General features: G+C 67.8%; 16 protein-coding genes. 12 read left to right on the plus strand and 4 right to left on the minus strand.

Features of this window, described 5'->3' with window-relative positions:
• The first annotated feature begins 277 nt into the window (after nucleotides 1–277).
• The 4 genes from FHU13_RS13165 (at nucleotide 278) to FHU13_RS13180 (ending at nucleotide 5,614) form a co-directional block, all read left to right on the plus strand.
• Complete coding sequence (locus FHU13_RS13165; protein WP_183436327.1) at nucleotides 278–1,906, plus strand: alpha-amylase family glycosyl hydrolase; 1,629 nt, start codon at nucleotides 278–280, stop codon at nucleotides 1,904–1,906.
• Nucleotides 1,907–2,191: 285 nt separating this feature from the next.
• Complete coding sequence (gene glgA, locus FHU13_RS13170) at nucleotides 2,192–3,724, plus strand: glycogen synthase GlgA (protein ID WP_183436421.1); 1,533 nt, start codon at nucleotides 2,192–2,194, stop codon at nucleotides 3,722–3,724.
• Between the two features lie 119 nt (nucleotides 3,725–3,843).
• Complete coding sequence (locus FHU13_RS13175) at nucleotides 3,844–4,623, plus strand: Crp/Fnr family transcriptional regulator (protein ID WP_183436328.1); 780 nt, start codon at nucleotides 3,844–3,846, stop codon at nucleotides 4,621–4,623.
• 154 nt (nucleotides 4,624–4,777) lie between these two features.
• The gene (locus FHU13_RS13180; RefSeq protein WP_183436329.1) at nucleotides 4,778–5,614 is read left to right on the plus strand and encodes an aldo/keto reductase; all 837 of its coding nucleotides are present in this window, start codon (nucleotides 4,778–4,780) and stop codon (nucleotides 5,612–5,614) included.
• 8 nt (nucleotides 5,615–5,622) lie between these two features.
• Here FHU13_RS13180 and FHU13_RS13185 read toward each other — a convergent pair whose 3' ends face one another.
• Together FHU13_RS13185 and FHU13_RS13190 are read right to left on the minus strand one after the other, a co-directional pair.
• On the minus strand, nucleotides 5,623–7,764 hold the full coding sequence (locus tag FHU13_RS13185) for a sensor histidine kinase (RefSeq protein WP_183436330.1): 2,142 nt from the start codon (nucleotides 7,762–7,764) through the stop codon (nucleotides 5,623–5,625).
• A 100-nt stretch (nucleotides 7,765–7,864) separates the two neighbouring features.
• Entirely contained in the window at nucleotides 7,865–8,179 is a 315-nt protein-coding gene (locus FHU13_RS13190) for a SelT/SelW/SelH family protein (RefSeq protein ID WP_183436331.1), read from the minus strand.
• A gap of 328 nt (nucleotides 8,180–8,507) precedes the next feature.
• On the opposite strand from FHU13_RS13190, the gene FHU13_RS13195 reads away from it, so the two are divergent.
• From FHU13_RS13195 to FHU13_RS13225, 7 genes are all read left to right on the plus strand, one after another.
• Nucleotides 8,508–9,143: a LemA family protein gene (locus FHU13_RS13195; protein ID WP_183436332.1), complete on the plus strand. Its 636-nt coding sequence runs from the start codon at nucleotides 8,508–8,510 to the stop codon at nucleotides 9,141–9,143.
• A gap of 25 nt (nucleotides 9,144–9,168) precedes the next feature.
• Nucleotides 9,169–9,960 (plus strand): TPM domain-containing protein, encoded by a 792-nt coding sequence (locus tag FHU13_RS13200; RefSeq protein WP_183436333.1) that lies wholly within the window; start codon nucleotides 9,169–9,171, stop codon nucleotides 9,958–9,960.
• Complete coding sequence (locus FHU13_RS13205; protein WP_183436334.1) at nucleotides 9,950–10,576, plus strand: TPM domain-containing protein; 627 nt, start codon at nucleotides 9,950–9,952, stop codon at nucleotides 10,574–10,576. Before FHU13_RS13200 ends, FHU13_RS13205 begins: the two co-directional genes overlap by 11 nt.
• A gap of 305 nt (nucleotides 10,577–10,881) precedes the next feature.
• Nucleotides 10,882–12,939 carry a carbon starvation CstA family protein gene (locus FHU13_RS13210; RefSeq protein WP_183436335.1) on the plus strand — a complete coding sequence of 686 codons (2,058 nt, stop codon included), beginning with the start codon at nucleotides 10,882–10,884 and terminating at the stop codon, nucleotides 12,937–12,939.
• Nucleotides 12,940–12,946: 7 nt separating this feature from the next.
• Complete coding sequence (locus FHU13_RS13215) at nucleotides 12,947–13,180, plus strand: YbdD/YjiX family protein (RefSeq protein WP_183436336.1); 234 nt, start codon at nucleotides 12,947–12,949, stop codon at nucleotides 13,178–13,180.
• Between the two features lie 391 nt (nucleotides 13,181–13,571).
• On the plus strand, nucleotides 13,572–14,861 hold the full coding sequence (locus tag FHU13_RS13220) for a YjgN family protein (protein ID WP_183436337.1): 1,290 nt from the start codon (nucleotides 13,572–13,574) through the stop codon (nucleotides 14,859–14,861).
• Between the two features lie 7 nt (nucleotides 14,862–14,868).
• Nucleotides 14,869–16,008, plus strand: coding sequence for a M48 family metallopeptidase (locus FHU13_RS13225; RefSeq protein ID WP_183436338.1), 1,140 nt, complete (start codon nucleotides 14,869–14,871; stop codon nucleotides 16,006–16,008).
• Nucleotides 16,009–16,106: 98 nt separating this feature from the next.
• Here FHU13_RS13225 and FHU13_RS13230 read toward each other — a convergent pair whose 3' ends face one another.
• Nucleotides 16,107–16,490, minus strand: a complete 384-nt coding sequence (locus FHU13_RS13230; RefSeq protein WP_183436339.1) for a hypothetical protein — start codon at nucleotides 16,488–16,490, stop codon at nucleotides 16,107–16,109.
• A gap of 192 nt (nucleotides 16,491–16,682) precedes the next feature.
• Nucleotides 16,683–17,105, minus strand: a complete 423-nt coding sequence (gene ndk / locus FHU13_RS13235) for a nucleoside-diphosphate kinase (RefSeq protein WP_183436340.1) — start codon at nucleotides 17,103–17,105, stop codon at nucleotides 16,683–16,685.
• 334 nt (nucleotides 17,106–17,439) lie between these two features.
• Here ndk and FHU13_RS13240 point away from each other — a divergent pair, with 334 nt between their 5' ends.
• The gene (locus FHU13_RS13240; protein WP_183436341.1) at nucleotides 17,440–17,970 is read left to right on the plus strand and encodes a DUF2147 domain-containing protein; all 531 of its coding nucleotides are present in this window, start codon (nucleotides 17,440–17,442) and stop codon (nucleotides 17,968–17,970) included.
• Nucleotides 17,971–18,252 lie beyond the last annotated feature (282 nt).

An 18,252-nucleotide genomic window follows, 5' to 3' on the forward strand; every position in this document is an offset into this window, starting at 1 on the left:
CGCGGCGGCCCGATGATCCGCGACGTGGTCTGTCGCCCTGCCGCACCATGGTGTTGCCGGTGGCCGGCCTTGTCGAGACACATCGCGACACATGCGTGCAAACATGTCTTTCGCAAGTCGTATGCCCTCACGCCTGTGTCACCTTGGACACAACGCTCGCGCATCGGTCGCCGACCGGCAGGAGAAATGACACCGGACGCTTGAAGGCTTGCTGAACGGCTCTACCCAACCCTGGAATGATGCGCATGGTGTCGGTGGCAGCATCGCGGGAGGTCCGATGGGCGGTCCGATATCCGGGACGAGCGGCTCCGAAGCGGTCTGGTGGCAGAACGGGACAGTCTATCAGGTCTATCCGCGCTCATTCCAGGACACGGATGGGGACGGCGTCGGCGACCTTCGGGGGATCACGGCGCGGCTGGACTACCTCGCATGGCTCGGCGTCGATGCGGTCTGGATCTCGCCGTTCTACCGCTCGCCCATGGCCGATTTCGGCTACGACGTGGCCGATTACTGCGCCGTCGACCCGCTGTTCGGCACCCTGGAGGATTTCGATGCCCTGATCAGCGAGGCGCATCGGCGCCGGCTGAAGGTGATTCTCGACTTCGTGCCCAACCACAGCTCGATCGAGCATCCGTGGTTCGCCGAGAGCCGTGCGAGCCGCGAGGCACGCAAGCGCGACTGGTACATCTGGCGCGATCCGGCCCCCGACGGCGGTCCGCCGAATAACTGGCTCTCGAATTTCGGAGGCCCGGCCTGGACCCAGGATCCGGCTACCGGCCAGTACTACTATCACGCCTTCCTGCCCGAGCAGCCGGACCTGAACTGGCGCAACCCGGACGTGCGGGCGGCGATGCACGACGCCCTGCGCTTCTGGCTGGAGCGCGGCGTGGACGGTTTTCGCGTCGATGTGATCTGGCACCTGATCAAGGACGAGGGATTTCGCGACAACCCGCAGAATCCCGCCTTCCAGTCGCATCAGGCCGGGATCAACCGCTTCCATCAGGTCTATTCCTGCGACCGGCCCGAGGTGCTCGACGTCATTGCCGGGATGCGCACGGTGCTGCGCGCATACGGCGAGCGGGTGCTGATCGGCGAGATCTACCTGCCGATCGAGCGGCTGATGGCTTATTACGGCCCCGGCCTGACGGGGGCCGACTTGCCGTTCAACTTCCAGCTCATCCAGACGCCGTGGCGCGCGGACGCAGTGGCGACTCTGGTGGCGGAATACGAGGCGGCCCTGCCCGAAGGCGGCTGGCCGAACTGGGTGCTCGGCAACCACGACCAGCCCCGCATCGCCGCCCGTGTCGGCGAGGCGCAGGCGCGCGTGGCGGCCATCCTGCTGTTGACGCTGCGCGGCACGCCGACGCTCTATTACGGTGATGAGATCGGTCTCGGACACGTCGCGGTGCCGCCCGAGCGGGCACAGGATCCGTGGGGGCGCAACGAGCCCGGCCACGGGCGTGACCCGGAGCGCACGCCGATGCAGTGGGAGGACGCACCGAATGCGGGCTTCACCACCGGTACGCCCTGGCTTCCGCTCAGTGCCGACGCGGAGCGGCGCAACGTCGACGAGATGCGCGATGATTCCCGCTCGATCCTGACGCTCTACCGCCGGCTCCTGTCCCTGCGTCGGGATCATTCCGCTCTGTCGATCGGTGAGTGGCGCAGCCTCTCCCTGCCTCCGGATCTCGCCGCCGCGGTGTTCGCCTACGAGCGTTTCGCCGGTGGTGAAACCCTGCGCATTCTGCTCAATTTCGGTCATCGGGATTGGTTGGTGCCACTGGGAGCTGAGAGCGCCTGGACGATTCTGCTCTCGACCCATCCGGGACGGGCGGGCGGCAGGGCCGAAGGCAATCTCCAGCTTCACCCGGACGAGGGAGTCATCCTCCGGCCGACAGACCGCTAAGGTCCTCCCGTCCTCGCCTCGCTGCCTGCGGCTCTTACGCTGCGCCGCACCCTGTGCGTTTCACCACCCAAGGCGGGGCTCGATGCGCTGGGAAGCGGACATATTCCTGCAGCGCAGGCAGCCCATGATCGCAACGCGGGTCGCATCGCAAAAATATCCGTCTGAACCTGGCCTGAATTGTGCGATGCAACGGAACGGATTGCCTTCCGGAGCATTTCAATGCCGAGCGCAGCAGCGGCGGTTCCCGCTTTCCACGAGCCGCGCCGCTGGTCTGGGGGCGTGTCGATGGCTTACGTGGATCTCGGTGATCGCCCGGTCGCCGAGGCATCGTCGCTGATCCCGCAATCCGAGCCCGGCATCAGGCTCGGCAACACTCTTCTTCCCCGGATCCTCTACGCTACGCCGGAAATGGCGGATTTCGTGAAGACCGGCGGCCTCGGGGAGGTCGCGGGTTCACTGCCCCGCGCCCTGCGCCGCCACTACGACGTCCGCATCCTCATCCCCGGCTACGCGCGGGTGCTCGCCGGACTCGAAAACCTGACGATGATCGCCCGGTTCGGCAGCTTCGCCAGCGTACCGGGCTGCGAACTCGGCTTCGGCACCACGCCGGACGGGCTCGGCGTCTACGTGCTGGTCGCGCCCGACCTGTACGAGCGCGACGGCACGCCCTACGGCGATGCCAGCGGCGATTTCGGCGACAACGACCTGCGGTTTGCCCGCCTCAGCCGGGCGGCGGCGGAACTCGCCGCCGGCATCGATCCTTACTGGTCGGCCGATCTGCTGCATCTCAACGACTGGCAGACGGCGCTGGCGCCCGCCTACATGTCCTGGCTCGGCATCCGCCGCCCGAGCGTGCTGACGATCCACAATCTCGCCTATCAGGGTCTGTTCCACCGCGACAATCTCGGGCGGATCGGCGTGCCGGACTACGCGTTCCAAATGGACGGCGTCGAGTTCTACGGCCAGCTCTCCTTCCTCAAGGCCGGCATCTACCACGCGTCTCACGTCACCACGGTGAGCGAGACCTACGCGCGCGAGATCACCACGCCCGAGGGAGGCTGCGGCCTCGACGGCCTCCTGCGCACCCGCGCCGCGCAGGGACGCCTCACCGGCATCCTCAACGGAATCGACGAGAGTTGGGACCCGCGCACCGACCCGCACCTCGCCACCCGTTTCGAGCCCGATGACTGGAAGGGCAAGCGGGCCAATGCCGACGAGGTGCGCAAACAGTTCGGAATGGCGGTCTCCCGCGGCCCGCTCTTCGCCATCGTCTCGCGCCTCGTCCACCAGAAGGGCATCGATCTCAGCATCAGCGCCGCCGAATCGATCGTCGCCGAGGGCGGTCAGCTCGTGGTGATCGGCCAGGGCGAGGGCCGGTTCGAGGAGGCATTGCGCGACCTCGCCGGGCGCCATCCCACGAATGTCGGTGTCCATGTGGGCTTCAGGGAAACCGAGGCCCGCCGCATCTTCGCCGGCAGCGACTTCCTGCTGATGCCCTCACGTTTCGAACCCTGCGGGCTGGCCCAGATGTACGCGCAGCGCTTCGGCTCCCTGCCGATCGTGCGCCGCACCGGCGGTCTCAACGACACGGTCGAGGACGGCGTCACGGGCTTCACCTTCGGCGAGGCCTCGCCCAAGGGACTGACCTCGGCCATCCGCCGTGCCTTCGAGACTTTCGGCCAGAAGAAGCGCCTCAACACCATGCGGCGCAGCGCGATGTCCCGCTCGTTCGGCTGGGACGGGGCGGCGCTGAATTACTGCAATCTCTACGCCCGCGCCTTCGGCAACCACACCGCACGGCGCTGGAAGGCAGCCTGAGGCGCAACTGGGGCCAGGGTTGACCAGGGTTATGGGAACACCGCCTCCGGAGGGCGGTTTCCTACAAAAGTCTGCTTGGTTTCCATGGCACGGAACGGAGCGTTCCGCGTTGAGCGTCCATGGACGCGACCGTGACGCTCCCACGCAGCAACCCTCTGGTCCTCAGACTTCGCTACGGCGCGGATCTCGATGCCGGCGATCGGGCCCTCCTGGCTGACCTAGCCCGATCCAGGCGCAGCCTGGAGCCGCAGCAGGACATCGTCCGGGCCGGCGACCGGGCGGCAGGCGTCCACCTCGTCCTCGAAGGCTACGCCTTCCGCTACAAGCTCATCGATGATGGGCATCGGCAGATCCTCGGGCTGCTCCTGCCGGGCGATTTCTGCGACCTGCAATCGATCGTACTCGGCCCGTCCGACCATTACATCGCCGCGTTGACCGCATGCACCGTCGCCGACATCCCGCAGGAGCGGGTCGACGCTCTCGTCTTCCGCGATTCGCGCCTCGCCCGGACCTTGTGGTGGGCGACCCTCGTCGATGAGAGCATCCTGCGGGAATGGCTCGCCAGCATGGGCCAGCGCCCTGCCGACAAGCGCATCGCCCACCTGTTCTGCGAGCTGCTGCTGCGCCAGCAACTCGTCGGCGCCGCCGGAGAGCGGGATTGCCCCCTGCCCCTGACCCAGCCGATGCTCGCCGATATCCTCGGCATCACGACGATCCACGTGAGTCGCATCCTGCGTGACCTGCGCTTGGCCGGATTGATCCGGCTGAAGGACCGCCGGCTGCACATTCCGGACGTCGCGCGCCTGCGGGCGTTTTGCGATTTCGATCCGACCTACCTGCACTTGGTCCGAAGGCCCGATCTCGAGGCTGCCGAGGACGTTGCGGGCGTCGGGTCTTGATGCCGGCCCTGACACGCTGGCCTCGGACGCCGGCCCTGACGCGCGCGCAGGCCTGCCCCCCGGAAGGATGCCTGTACGTCAGGCAGGATCGTGCCGATTCTCTGTGCCCCGCCCCCGGCTCGTCGCTCGGGCAGCGCATGAGAACAAAGACGCCATGACAGCTCCCGATCCCGTCCCTCAGATTGCCCTCAACGACGGACGGTCCATCCCTCAGCTCGGCTTCGGCGTCTGGCGTCTGCAGGAGGCGGAAACACCCGCCCTCGTCGGCACGGCGCTCGGCAGCGGCTACCGCTCGATCGACACCGCCGCGGCCTACGGCAACGAGAGTGGCGTCGGGCGCGGATTGCGGGAGACGGTCGTGTCCCGGGCCGAGGTGTTCGTGACGACGAAGCTCTGGAACGACAGCCAGGGCTACGATGCCACGCTGCGCGCCTTCGACCAGAGTCTCGCCCGGCTCGGCCTCGCGCAGGTCGACCTCTACCTGATTCACTGGCCCTGCCCCGACCGGGAGCTGTATCTCGACACTTGGAGGGCCCTGATCCGCCTGCGCGAGGAGGGTCGTACGGCCTCGATCGGCGTCTCGAACTTCACCGAGAGCCAGCTCGACCGGCTCGTGAGCGAGACCGGCGTCACCCCGGCCCTCAACCAGATCGAGCTGCATCCGCGCTTCCAGCAGCACGCCTTGCGGGCGGCCCATGCCCGGCTCGGCATCGTCACCGAGGCCTGGAGCCCCCTGGGTCAGGCCCAGGTGCTGGATGAACCCGCCATCACCCGGATTGCCGACCGGCTCGGGCGAAGCCCGGCTCAGGTGGTGCTGCGCTGGCACATCGAAAACGGCTTCGTGGCGATCCCGAAATCCGCGACGCCCGCCCGGATGCACGAGAACATCGACGTGTTCGGTTTCGCTCTCACGGAAGAGGACCACGCGGCCATCGCCGGGCTCGACCGGGCCGACGGGCGGATCGGACCCGATCCGATGACGTTCCAGTAAGTGCCGCCTCACCCAGCGAGCGGCAGTGGCTTCGTGGCGGCAAGCTGCGTGCCGCCCTTCCGTTCCAGCAGGCCCGGCGGCGGCACCGGCGCTTCGATGGTGCAGACGACCCCGTCGGGCTCGTAGAGCAACTCGACCTTGCCCGCGAGTTCGCGGGCGAGACTGCGCTCGATCAGGCGCGAGCCGAAGCCGCGGCGGGTCGGCGGCGTGACCGGCGGGCCGCCGCTCTCGCTCCAGCGCAGGGAGAGGGAGAGTTCCGGCCGGCGCTGCACGGTCCAGGTGATCGTGACCCGCCCGCCCTCCTTGGAGAGCGCTCCGTACTTCACGGCGTTGGTGCCGAGTTCGTGCAGGGCCATGGCAATGGACAACGCCAGCCGCGGCGCGAGCCTCAGGCGCGGCCCCGAGACCGCGAAGCGCGAGGCCTCGCCGTCTCCGGCCTCCAGCGGTCGGATCGCGTCGGCCACCACGGTCTTCAGTTCGGCACCCTCCCAGCTCTCGCGGGTCAGCACGTCGTGGGCGCGGGCGAGCGCCAGCAGCCGCGCCTCGAAGGCGGCTTTGGCCGCCTGCGCCTCCTCCCCATCGAGCCCGCGCAGGGACTGCATGGCGATCGACTGGACGGTGGCCAGGGTGTTCTTCACCCGGTGATTCAGCTCGTTGATGAGCAGGCGCAGATGCTCCTCGGCCCGCTTGGCGTCGGTGACGTCGACGTTGCATCCGGTGAAGCCGAGGAAGGTGCCGTGATCGTCGAGCCGCGGCACGCCCTCGCAGCGCAGCCAGCGGATCTCGCCGTTGCGATCGACCACCCGTATCTCCGCCCGGAAGGGATGCCGGTGCTCGAACGCCTCTTGGAACGTCTTCCGGAAGGCCGGCAGATCGGGCGGATGCAGGATCGACTCCCAGCCGCCGCCGGCCATCTCCGCGGCGGGGCGGCCGAAGAGGTGATCGAAATGCATGTTGGCGAAGACCACTTCCCCGGTCTCGTCGGTCATCCAGATCAGCGCCGGGGCCGAATCGGCCATGTGGCGGAAGCGCGCCTCGCTCTCGCGCAAAGCCGCGAGGCCGCGCTGGGTCTCGGCGAGCGCCCGGTCACGCTCCTCGCTGCGGGTACGCAGCCGCAGGGAGGCTTCCGAGAGCACGTCGGCGAGGCGGCGGATCTCGTGGATTGGCGAGGCGACCCGCGGGATCGCCTGCCCTCGGGCGAGCGCCGGCCCCGACGCCGCAAGCTGACGCAGCGGCTTCGAGACCCGCGACCAGAGATGCACGGCCAGCACCGAGGAGGTGGCGAGCACGAGAAGCCCGAAGCCGCCGAAGGCCCAGATCCAGCGCCGCAGCCGGGCGTCGACCAAGTCGCGCGGGATGCTCGCCCCCACGGTCCAGCCGTTGAGGCGCGAGCGCGCCTCGACCACGGTGACGGGCTTGAAATTGCGGTCGCGCCCCTCCCAGACGCCGGGCGTTCCCGTCGTCGTCTGGCGCAAAGTCGCGAGCCGAGGCTGCCCGACCACCCCCGGCATTTCGGGCAGGCGCGCCAGCACGACGGCGTCACGGTCCGAGACGCCGGTGACCCAGCCCTGGACCTGCTCGCGGGCGAGGATGCCGGCGATGCGATTCAAGGGCACCGAGAAGCTGAGGATGAACGCGATCCTGTCGTCGATCCGCACCGGAACCGCGACCGCGTAGTGCGCCTGATCCGGCATCGCCCCCGCGAGATAGCCGGTGACCATGGAGCGCTGCCCGCTATCGATGAGCTCGCGGTCGATCGGCAGCGTGCTCACCGGCAGGGGCGCCCCCGGCTTCAGGGCCGTATTGACGACCTGCTGTCCGTCCGGCCGGCGCAGCACGAGATCGAGGCCGATCGCCTCACGCACCAGACGAGCCTGATTCTCGAAATTGGCGAATTCGCCGTCCTTGAGCCGTGGCGACGTGCCGAGCGTCTGCAGCACCGAGACGAGTCCGGCCGTGTCGCGGTCGATCGACAGGGCGATCCCGCGCACGTTCTCCCGGGCATCCTGCTCGAAGCGAGCGCGCTCGGTGGCGGCGTAGCGGGTCAGCAGGATCGCGGTGAAGATCAGGCCCGGGCCGATCAGCGCGATCACGAGCATGATCAGGTAGAATTGCGTGGAGAAGCCACGCTGGCCGAGCCGGGAGAGCATGCGTCGGATCAAGGCGTCCCGCGGCTTTGCGCTGAAGGGTTTTGAGGATGGCGCCGACCCATCATGCCCCAGCGCGGGCACGCGTGCCAACTGCCCCGCCTCAGTCCTCCCGCTTCGGCCGATCGACGTGACCGAGGCTCCTCCCCGGGTCGAGCCGGTCCCGAACCCGCTGCTTGAGCGCCTTCACATCGGGAAAGCCGCCGTCGCGCACGCGCTCCCAGATGATCTCGGACTCGACCTCGATCACGAAGACGCCGCCGGTGCCGGGCCGCAGGGCGACCTCGCCGAGATCGTCACGGAAGGTCGACAGAAGCTCCTGCGCCATCCACGCCGCACGCAGGAGCCATTGGCACTGCGTGCAGTAGGTGATGGTGATGCGGGGGCGGAGGGGAGCGGAGCCAGGCGCATCGTTCATGAAGGGGATGCCGGCGTGATCTGAAGCAAATTGTCAAGCGGCGGGCCGACATCGGACCTTCGCTCGGCTGAAAACTTCGACAGTATTGGCTAAACCCATGAATTGGCTAAACCCATGAGGCCGAAGCAGGCCCCATGACAATCAATGAATCTCTTGAGCTCTACTGCGTCGGCCCACTGCTTGGCCCGAACGGCCCCTCAGCCCTCGTTCGGAAGCCCACGATCGACGCGGAAACGATTGCTCCGACCTCAACCCTTCCCGCAGCGGTAAGACGTCCCTATCTCCACGGTCAGCCGTGCCGCCAAGCTTGCCCCGGAGATCGCCTGCCATGTCCCTCTCCTTCAGCCCTGCAGCGCCTGCTCGCACCAGCGTACTCGGGCGGATCTTGTCCGCGCTCGCCGCACTCTGGCTGGCGACCTGTCTGTCGGGATGCGGGGCGATCAACCGGGTGCCGAGCCTGGAGGAGCAGGCGAAGTCGTCCTGGAGCGAGGTTCAGAACCAGTACCAGCGCCGGGCTGACCTGATCCCGAACCTCGTCGAGACGGTGAAGGGTTACGCCAAGCAGGAGCAGGAAACCCTGACCCGGGTGACGGAAGCCAGGGCCAAGGCGACCAGCGTCCAGGTCGATGCCTCGACGGTCAATGATCCCGAGAAGTTCAAGCAGTTCCAGGACGCCCAGAACCAGCTCTCAGGGGCACTCGGGCGGCTGCTCGCCTCGGTCGAGGCCTATCCGGATCTCAAGTCCAACCAGAACTTCCTGGCCCTGCAATCGCAGCTCGAGGGCACGGAGAACCGCATCGCCGTGGCGCGGCGCGACTACATCCAGGCGGTCCAGGCCTACAACACCGAGATCCGCACCATCCCCGGCCGCTGGATCGCCTCGTGGTTCTATCCCGAAGCGAAGCCGATGGAGACCTTCACCTCGACGCCGGGCGCGGAGCGCGCACCGAACGTGAAGTTCTAGCACGCCCGCGCGAGCCTTCCTGGTGATGACGACGCGCCTCGGCCGGACCGCCCGGCTTCCCGCGCCCGGCCTGTTGCCGGCCCTGTCGCTCGCGCTGCTGATCTGGGCCATCTTCATCGGGCTCGCCGCCGCGGCCGAGCCCGATTTCCCCAAGCTCACAGGGCGGGTGGTGGATGCGGCCGGCATCCTCTCGACGGAGGCACGGACGCGGATCGACGGCAAGATCAAGGCGCACGAGGACAAGACCGGCGACCAACTCGTCGTCGCCACCGTGCCAAGCCTTCAGGATCTCACGGTCGAGGACTACGCCAACCGTCTCGCGCGGGCCTGGGGCATCGGCCAGAAGAAGACCAACAACGGCGTGCTGCTCTTGGTGGCACCGAAGGAGCGGAAGGTCCGGATCGAGGTCGGCTACGGGCTCGAAGGAGCCCTGACAGACGCGCTGTCGAAGACCATCATCACCAGCGCGATCACGCCCCGCTTCCGCCAGGGCGATTTTTCGGGCGGGGTGGAGGCGGGGGTGGACGCCATCCTGCCGATCCTCGCGGGTGATGCCGACGAGTGGCAGCGCCGGGCACCGGTACGCGAGGACTCGATCGATCCCGTGACGGTGATCTTCTGGATCATCGTCATCATCGCCCTCGTCGTCGTGCTAACGCGGATGAGCGGTGGCGGACGTGGGGGCCGCGGCGGCGGCTTCGTGGTCATTCCAGGACCGTCCGGCGGATGGAGCGGCGGCTTCTCGGATGGCGGGGGCGGCGGCTTTTCCGGCGGAGGCGGCTCGTTCGGCGGCGGAGGAGCCTCCGGTGACTGGTAGCGCGACGATCCTCGGCCTATCCGAGCGGGAGCGGATCGCCGCGGCGATCGGGCGGGCGGAGGCCGGAACCTCGGGCGAGATCGTCGTGCTCGTGGCCGCTCGCGCCGGGCTCTACCGCTCGCCCGGCCTTGCCCTGGCGCTGGCGGTCGCGCTCGCCCTGCCCTGGCCGCTGATCCTGCTCAGTGATCTTGGCGCGGGGGAGATCGCGCTCGCTCAGGCGGCCTCAGTGCTCGCGACCCTGCTGCTGACCCTGAACGGGCGCCTGCGCGTCGCGCTGACCCCGCGGCGCTGGCGCCGCGAGCGGGCGCACGCGGCTGCCCGCCGCGAGTTCTTCGGCCACGGCCTCGCCGGAACGCGGGGGCGCACCGGCGTTCTGGTCTACGTGGCACTCGCGGAGCGCTACGCCGAGATCGTCGCCGACAGGGGTGTGCGGTCCCGCGTCGAGGAGGCGCAGTGGCACGCCATCGTCTCCGACCTGCTCAGCGCCGCCGGGCGCGGCGCGCTTGGCGAGGGGCTCGTGACGGCGGTGGAACGGGTCGGAGCGGTGCTGCAGGCCGAATTGCCGGGCTCGCACGACGACAACCAGCTTCCCAACCGGGTAATCGTCCTCGATTGAGGCGGCCGCGTGTGACCCGGCCCAGGCGCTCGACAGACTGCATGTGGCGCAAAGCCGTGTTCCATACAGTCGAGACCCTCCGCACAGTAGACTTTCCCCTCGAAGCGCTACGCCCCTCTCCCCCCACGATACCGATCTCATTCGATGAGCGAGGTGACGCAGGATGGTAGATGTTACCGCAGACACGGCTGGAACCCGTGCGTGTGGGCTCACCGCAACTGGCATCGCGGGAAAAATTGCGCCAAACAGAACCGTGTAAGGCCGCCTGCATCAAGAATGCGGCCAATGACGGAGCGAGGCGTCGCATGGGCGCGATACAGAAACACGGGCCTTGGGCCCTCGTCGGGGCATTGGGTGCCGCGGCACTGGCGGTGGTCGCCACACAGAGGGGCGAGCCGATCAACGCCCTATGGGTCGTTGTAGCCGCGGTCTGCGTCTACCTCATCGCCTACCGCTACTACTCCCTCTACATCGCCGACAACGTCATGCGGCTCGATCCGAAGCGCGAGACGCCGGCCCACCGCCACAACGACGGCCTCGACTACGTCCCCACCAACAAGTCGGTCCTGTTCGGTCACCACTTCGCAGCCATCGCCGGCGCCGGTCCGCTGGTCGGCCCGGTTCTCGCGGCCCAGATGGGCTACCTGCCCGGCATGCTCTGGATCCTCGCCGGCGTCGTGCTCGCGGGCGCAGTGCAGGATTTCATGATCCTGTTCATCTCGATGCGCCGCGACGGGCGCTCGCTCGGCGAGCTGATCCGGGCCGAACTCGGGGTGATCCCCGGCGTGATCGCGCTGTTCGGCACCTTCATGATCATGGTCATCCTCCTCGCCGTGCTGGCGATGGTGGTCGTCAAGGCGCTGGCCGAGAGCCCCTGGGGCACCTTCACCGTCGGCGCGACGATCCCGATCGCCCTGCTGATGGGCCTCTACGCCCGCTACGTCCGGCCGGGTAAGGTCGGCGAGGTCTCGATCATCGGCTTCGTCCTGCTCATGGCCGCGATCGTCTACGGCGGCCAGATCGCCGCCGACCCGTACTGGGGTCCCGCCTTCACCTTCACCGGCGTGCAGCTCACCTGGATGCTGATCGGCTACGGTTTCGTCGCCTCCATCCTCCCGGTCTGGCTGCTGCTCGCTCCGCGCGACTATCTCTCGACCTTCCTCAAGATCGGCACCATCGTCGGGCTGGCCATCGGCATCGTGTTCGTGGCGCCGCACATGCAGATGCCGGCGATGACGAAGTTCGTGGACGGGACCGGTCCGGTCTGGGCCGGCTCCCTGTTCCCGTTCCTGTTCATCACCATCGCCTGCGGCGCGGTCTCGGGCTTCCATGCCCTGATCTCGTCGGGCACGACGCCGAAGCTCGTCGATAACGAACTCGACACCCGCTTCATCGGCTACGGCGGCATGCTGATGGAGAGCTTCGTCGCGATCATGGCGCTGGTCGCCGCCTGCGTGATCGAGCCGGGCATCTACTTCACCATGAACTCGCCGGGCGGCCTCGTCGGCACCACACCCGAGAGCGCGGCGGCGGCGGTGACGGCGCTCGGCTTCCCGGTCGGCGCGGACGTGATCGCCCAGACCGCCAAGGATGTCGGCGAGCACTCGATCATCTCCCGCACCGGCGGCGCGCCGACGCTGGCGGTCGGCATGGCCCACATCATCTCGTCCGCCATCGGCGGCAAGACGATGATGGCCTTCTGGTACCACTTCGCGATCCTGTTCGAGGCGCTGTTCATCCTCACCGCGGTGGATGCGGGCACCCGCGCCGGGCGCTTCATGCTGCAGGACCTGCTCGGCCTGATCTCGCCGACCTTCAAGGACACCGCGTCCTGGGGACCGAGCGTGGTCGCGACCGCTCTCTGCGTGGGCGCCTGGGGCTTCTTCCTCCACCAGGGCGTCACCGATCCGCTCGGCGGCATCTACACGCTGTGGCCGCTGTTCGGCATCTCGAACCAGATGCTCGCGGCGGTGGCGCTGACACTGGCGACCGTCGTGATCTTCAAGATGAAGCGCGAACGCTACGCCTTCGTCACGATCATCCCGACCGTTTGGCTGTGCATCTGCACCCTCACCGCCGGCTGGCAGAAGATCTTCTCGCCCGACCCGAAGATCGGCTTCCTCAGCCACGCGAACCGCTTCTCGACTGCCATCGCCGAGGGCAAGGTGCTGGCACCGGCCAAGAGCATGGACGACATGCACAAGATCGTCTTCAACGACCGGATCGACGCGGCACTCGCCGTGCTCTTCGTCGGCCTCGTCGTGGCGATCGTCGTCTTCGGGGTGATGGCCTGCGTCAAGGCCTACCGCGCCGACCGTTGGACGGCCCTCGAAGCCGACCCCAAGCTCGCGCCTGCGGAGTGAGGCGGACATGACCAGCACCGCCGCACCATCGCAGAACTTTCGCGATCGCCTTCGGGCCTTCAACAAGTGCGTCTGCGATGGCGCGCGGTTGATGGTGGGTCAGGGCGATTACGGGACGTATGTCGCCCACATCGCCAAGACCCATCCCGACCAGACGCCGATGACGGAGCGCGAGTTCTTTCGCAATCGCGAGAACGCCCGTTTCGGCGTCGGCAACACGTCGGGTTTCCGCTGCTGCTGAGCCCGCAACGACCGAAGACGCCGTTTCCGCTCTCCAGACGGTAACACCCACGAAGAACGCCGAGTCTTGACGGGACTCGGCGTTCTTCGTTTGTGGTCAGGGCCGATCGTCCGTGGTCGTCTCGCGGTCATTTCGGGCCACCACTGCGGACGTGATTTTCACGTGAAATTAATGATGAAACCGCGGCGTTCCCCTCGGACGGACGCCTATCCCTGTGCGAAAACGCTTAAAGCGATGATTGTGCAGCCCGCCCTGTTGCAACGCACTCGGGCCGGATTCTAGTCTCCCCTGACTAAGAGTGCTCACCAAACTCCTGGCCGCCAGCCATTCTCGCTTTGGCAAGGTCAGCGCGGCGGGAGTTTTGAGCGAGACACTCAGGGGGACTGCGACGATGAACCATCTTGGGGGCGTGCCGGGTCCGGCTCCGGCGCGGACAGGTGAGATCGCATTCGATCGGCGGGCTACGGGCCTCACCGGCATCGTGGTCAAGGGCTTCCTGCTCTCTCTGATCACCTTCTCGATCTACCGGTTCTGGTACATCACCAACCTCCGGCGCTTCTTCTGGAGCCGTACGGTCGTGGCCGGCAGCCCGGCCGAATATCTCGGTACCGGCAAGGAGCTGTTCCTCGGCTTCCTCGTGGCGCTCGCCATCCTGGTGCCGATCTACATCGCCCTGTTCGTCGTCGGCCTTCTGAGCCCGGCGCTGGCGGCGCTCGCCGCGCCGATTTCGTTCATCGGCCTTTTCGTCCTCGGACAGTACGCGCTGTTCCGCGGCCGGCGCTACCGCGCGTCGCGCACACGCTGGCGCGGCATCCGCCTCGGCCAGGACGGATCGGGCTTCGCCTATGCCGGGCTCGCCAGCCTGTGGTGGCTTGGGACGATCGTCAGCCTCGGCCTCGTCTTCCCCTTCATGCGCGCTGCCTTGGAGCGCTACCGCATCGACCACACCCTGATCGGACAGAGCCGGATGCGCTCGACCGCGACCGGCCGCTCGATCCTGCTGCCGTGGATGATGTTCTACATCGTCGGCCTGCTGCCGATCGTGCTCAGCATCCTGGCACTGTTGGCGGCGACCGGCTTCGACATCCCGAGCGATCTGCTGATCCAGGATCCGGCCACCGAGAAGAGCAATCTCATTTTCAACCCGGCCTACGACGGCACCCCGCTCGCGCATTATGCCAGCGCGGTTGGGATCGCCGCTTCCGTGTCGATCCCGCTGGCGCTTCTGCTGATCCCCTACTACCGCGCCCGCGAAACCCGGGCCTTCCTCAACGCGGCGCATCTCGGCGCGGCCCGGCTGACCTCCTCGCTCAAGGCGCGCCAGTTCTACTTCCCCTACCTCGTCTATATGCTGGCGGTGATCGGCTTCATTATCGTGCTCGGCATCATCTTCGTTCTCCTCGTGCCGCTAATCGCCAAGGACGGAGCCAATCCGGGCATCCAGGCCTTCGTCATCGTCTCGACCGTGCTGCTCTATCTCGGCGCGATCCTCGGCACGAACGTGCTCTACGTCCGCATCATCACGGTACGCCTGTGGCACGCGGTGGCGACCACGATGCAGATCGAGAACCTTCCGGCCCTGGAGGCGGTGCTCGCCTCGACCCGGGCTCCGGCGAGCGGCCTGAACGAGGGGCTGGCCGACGCGCTCGATGTCGGCGGCGCTCTCGAGATCGGGTTCTAGGCCGCCGATGGAGGCGATCACCACCGCCGGCACCTTTTTCGACGGAATCAGCGCCCGGCCCCGGCCGGTGACGCTGCGGCTGACGTTCCGGCTCGAGATCGCCGGCGAGGATATCGCCCGCGACTGGAGCCTGCTCGACCTGCGCGCCTCTGAAACCGCCCGACCCTTGATGCGGGTCACCCATGCGCAGGGGCCGGAGAGCGTCGAGTTCGCCGACGATCCGTTCGCGGAAGCCCTGAAGGCGCGCTGCCCCGACTTGAACCGGACCGAGAGCGAGGGCGGTCTCACCCGCCTCGTGCTCTGGTCCGTCGCCGCCGGTGTGTCCGTGCTGCTGACCGCGATCTACGGCGTGCCGGCGGCGTCAGGCTTGATCGCGCCGCTGGTGCCGCAGGCGATCGAGGCACAGCTCGGGCGCAGCGTCGATGGGCAGATCGTCAGCCTGCTCGACGATCCGCCACTCTGCAACGAGGCGGCGGCGCGGGCAGTCCTCGATCGGCTGACGGCGCGGCTCGCCGAAGGCATGGCTCTGCCGGAAACCCCGCAGGTGAGCGTGCGCCGCCATAAGATTGCCAACGCCCTCGCTCTGCCGGGCGGCCGGGTGATCCTGCTCTCCGACATCATCGCCAAGGCCAGGAACGGCGACGAGCTGGCCGGCATCCTCGCCCACGAATTCGGCCACGTCGCCGCGCGCGACCCGATGCGTTCGGTGATCACGGCGGGGGGAACCTCGTTCCTGCTGAGCCTCGTGCTCGGCGACCTCACAGGCTCGACGGTGCTGGTAACGGTCGGGCAGGCGGCAATCTCGGCGGGCTACTCACGCGATGCGGAGCGGGCGGCGGATGCCTTCGCCGTGGCCGCGGTGAAGCGGGCCGGCGGAGACGGGGCCGCGCTTGCCGCAATCCTGGAGCGCATCACCGACGCGGACGACGAGAAGCCGGACGCGATCTCGTTCCTGCGCTCCCACCCGTTCACGGCGGAGCGGGCCGCGCGGATTCGGTCGCTGGCCGGGGAGAAACCGGCCGGTTCAGGCATTCTGTCGGACGCGGAGTGGCAGAGCCTTCAGGGCATCTGCCCGAAGCCGGTCAAGCCGGAGGGGACGAAACCGGACAACGGGAAGACCACGACGACGCCGACCAAGAAGCTGTAAAGTCTGGTTTCGTAAGGCCGAGGCCTTGTCAAAGGTGCAGGGCGTGCCCTGCCTCTTTCCCGAAGGGACGGCGCGCTGCGCCGCCCCATGTACCTCGATCACACGATCGGACGCGGCAGCTTGCAGCTATCGAGCGCGGTCAGCGCCTTGGCGCGGGCGCTGTCGTTGAAGTAGCCGGTGGTGCGGTAGGAGGCGATCTCGTTCTGGTCGAGGGCAGAGAGCGTGCGCTCGGCGTAGCAGCCGCAGGGAGCGACGAGCGTCTCTTCGGCGACCTTCTGGAATTTGGCCTGAGTGACGGTGCAGGCGTGGCGCACGCGGCCGGTGAGGTTGGTCTTCGTGGCGGTCTTCAGCGCCGGATCGGGCACGTATCCTTCGAGCGAGGTGTACTGCGTCGAGCGGCCGGCGGAGTTGCAAGCGGCGAGCAGGGACACGAGACCAGCCGCGACGAGCAGGCGGCCGGTGCGCGAAAACGTGGGGCGCATGGAGCGAAAATCCGAAGAGAGACGGGAAATCGTCGATCGCTTCCGTTCTTCGGTCCGCCCGCCGCGCGCCGCTAGGGCAGGAGAGTCACACCCCGCAGGATTGCGCCAGCCTCGCATCTTCGGGGTCAGCCTCGCGCAAGCTTGAGGCTGCTTCTCGCCGGCCCCGTCACCCGAGGCCGGCGAGGGAGTGTCTTACGCGGCGATGTCGGCGTCGGTGAAGAACTGCGCGATCTCGAGCCGGGCGTTGTCGGCGCTGTCGGAGCCGTGGACGGTGTTCTCGCCGACCGACTCGGCAAACTGCTTGCGGATGGTGCCGTCGGCGGCCTGGGCCGGGTTCGTGGCGCCCATCACCTCACGGTACTTGGCAACGGCATTCTCGCCCTCAAGCACCTGCACGACGACGGGGCCGGAGGTCATGAACTCGACCAGTTCGCCGAAGAACGGGCGCTCCTTGTGCACCTCGTAAAACTTCTCCGCCTGGTCGCGGGTCATGCGGATGCGGCGCTGGCCGACGATCCGCAGGCCGGCGGCCTCGATCACGGCGTTGACCGCGCCGGTGATGTTGCGGCGGGTCGCGTCGGGCTTGAGGATGGAGAAGGTGCGCTCGTTGGCCATGGTCCGGTCCGGTTCGTTGGAGAAAGGGGGCGCGCGACGCGCTGGATTGAGGGCGGCTCGAAAACCACCCGGAGGGCTGCCGGCGCGCCGGGCTTATAGCGGCGGAGTGATAGCCCCTCAACCGACCGGCAAGCGCCGCGCACGGCGACAGGCCCATGCGGGTTAAGCGCGGCCTTTTTCGGTCCTGCCATGGCTTCAGCGCAACACTGCCGAAAAATCGCCGGATTGCGCGGGCTGAGTCGGCGAACGGTTCGCCTGCCCCGGCTCGCCGCCGGGACGATCCCTTCTCCGCAAGCCTCAGGCCCGTTTCGGGCTCAGTCTCAGGAGCCAATTCATGCGTATCGCCCTCGGTCTCGCCGCTCTCCTGGCCTCGAGCACGGCCTTCGCCGGCCCCAAGGATCTCTCTGGCACGTGGCTGACGGGGGATGGGCGCGCCAAGATCCGCATCGATCGCTGCGGCCCGAGCGGCGGCAATGCCTGCGGCAAGGTGGTCTGGCTGAAGTCCCCGACCGACGAGGCCGGGGCGCCGCGCACCGATGCGAAGAACCCCGATCCGAAGAAGCGGGTGCGTCCGATCATGGGTCTCACGCTCCTCGACAACCTCAAGCCCGAGGATGCGGGCTTCGCGGGCGAGATCTACAACGCCGACGAGGGCAAGATTTACCAGGTCAGCCTGGAGCGCGAGAGCGAGAGCGAGTTGAACGTGCAGGGTTGTATGCTCAAGGTGCTGTGCGGCTCGCAGACTTGGACCCGCGTGCCTGATGTGAACCAACAGGCCGCCGCAGCGCCGGTGGACGTGTCGGCCAAGCCCGCGAAGTCCGCCAAGCCGGCTCCGGCCAAGGCGCCCGCCGCTCCTGCGGAGTAACGCGCGTCGCACACGTCCACGGACGTCGCACGCATCGGAAAAAGGGCGCGCCCTCGCGGACGCGCCCTGAAGTTTGCCTAACCTGATGGGGGTCACGGCCCACCGGAGCTAGGGCCAAGCTTCCGCGCGGCAACTGGCCGTGCGCCGCTGAAATGGCGAGAGCCGCTCCTTGCCTCCTGCGATTCCTGCGTTCTTTGGCCCCGCCAGCGCGCCTGTCATCGTCCTGTCGGATGTTTCAGCTCTCCGTACCATCGTGGCGCCCATGCAACCGTTCGGAAGCCT

Origin of the sequence: Methylobacterium sp. R2-1 (genome assembly GCF_014191355.1) — a bacterium.
In the GTDB taxonomy this organism is placed as follows: domain Bacteria; phylum Pseudomonadota; class Alphaproteobacteria; order Rhizobiales; family Beijerinckiaceae; genus Methylobacterium.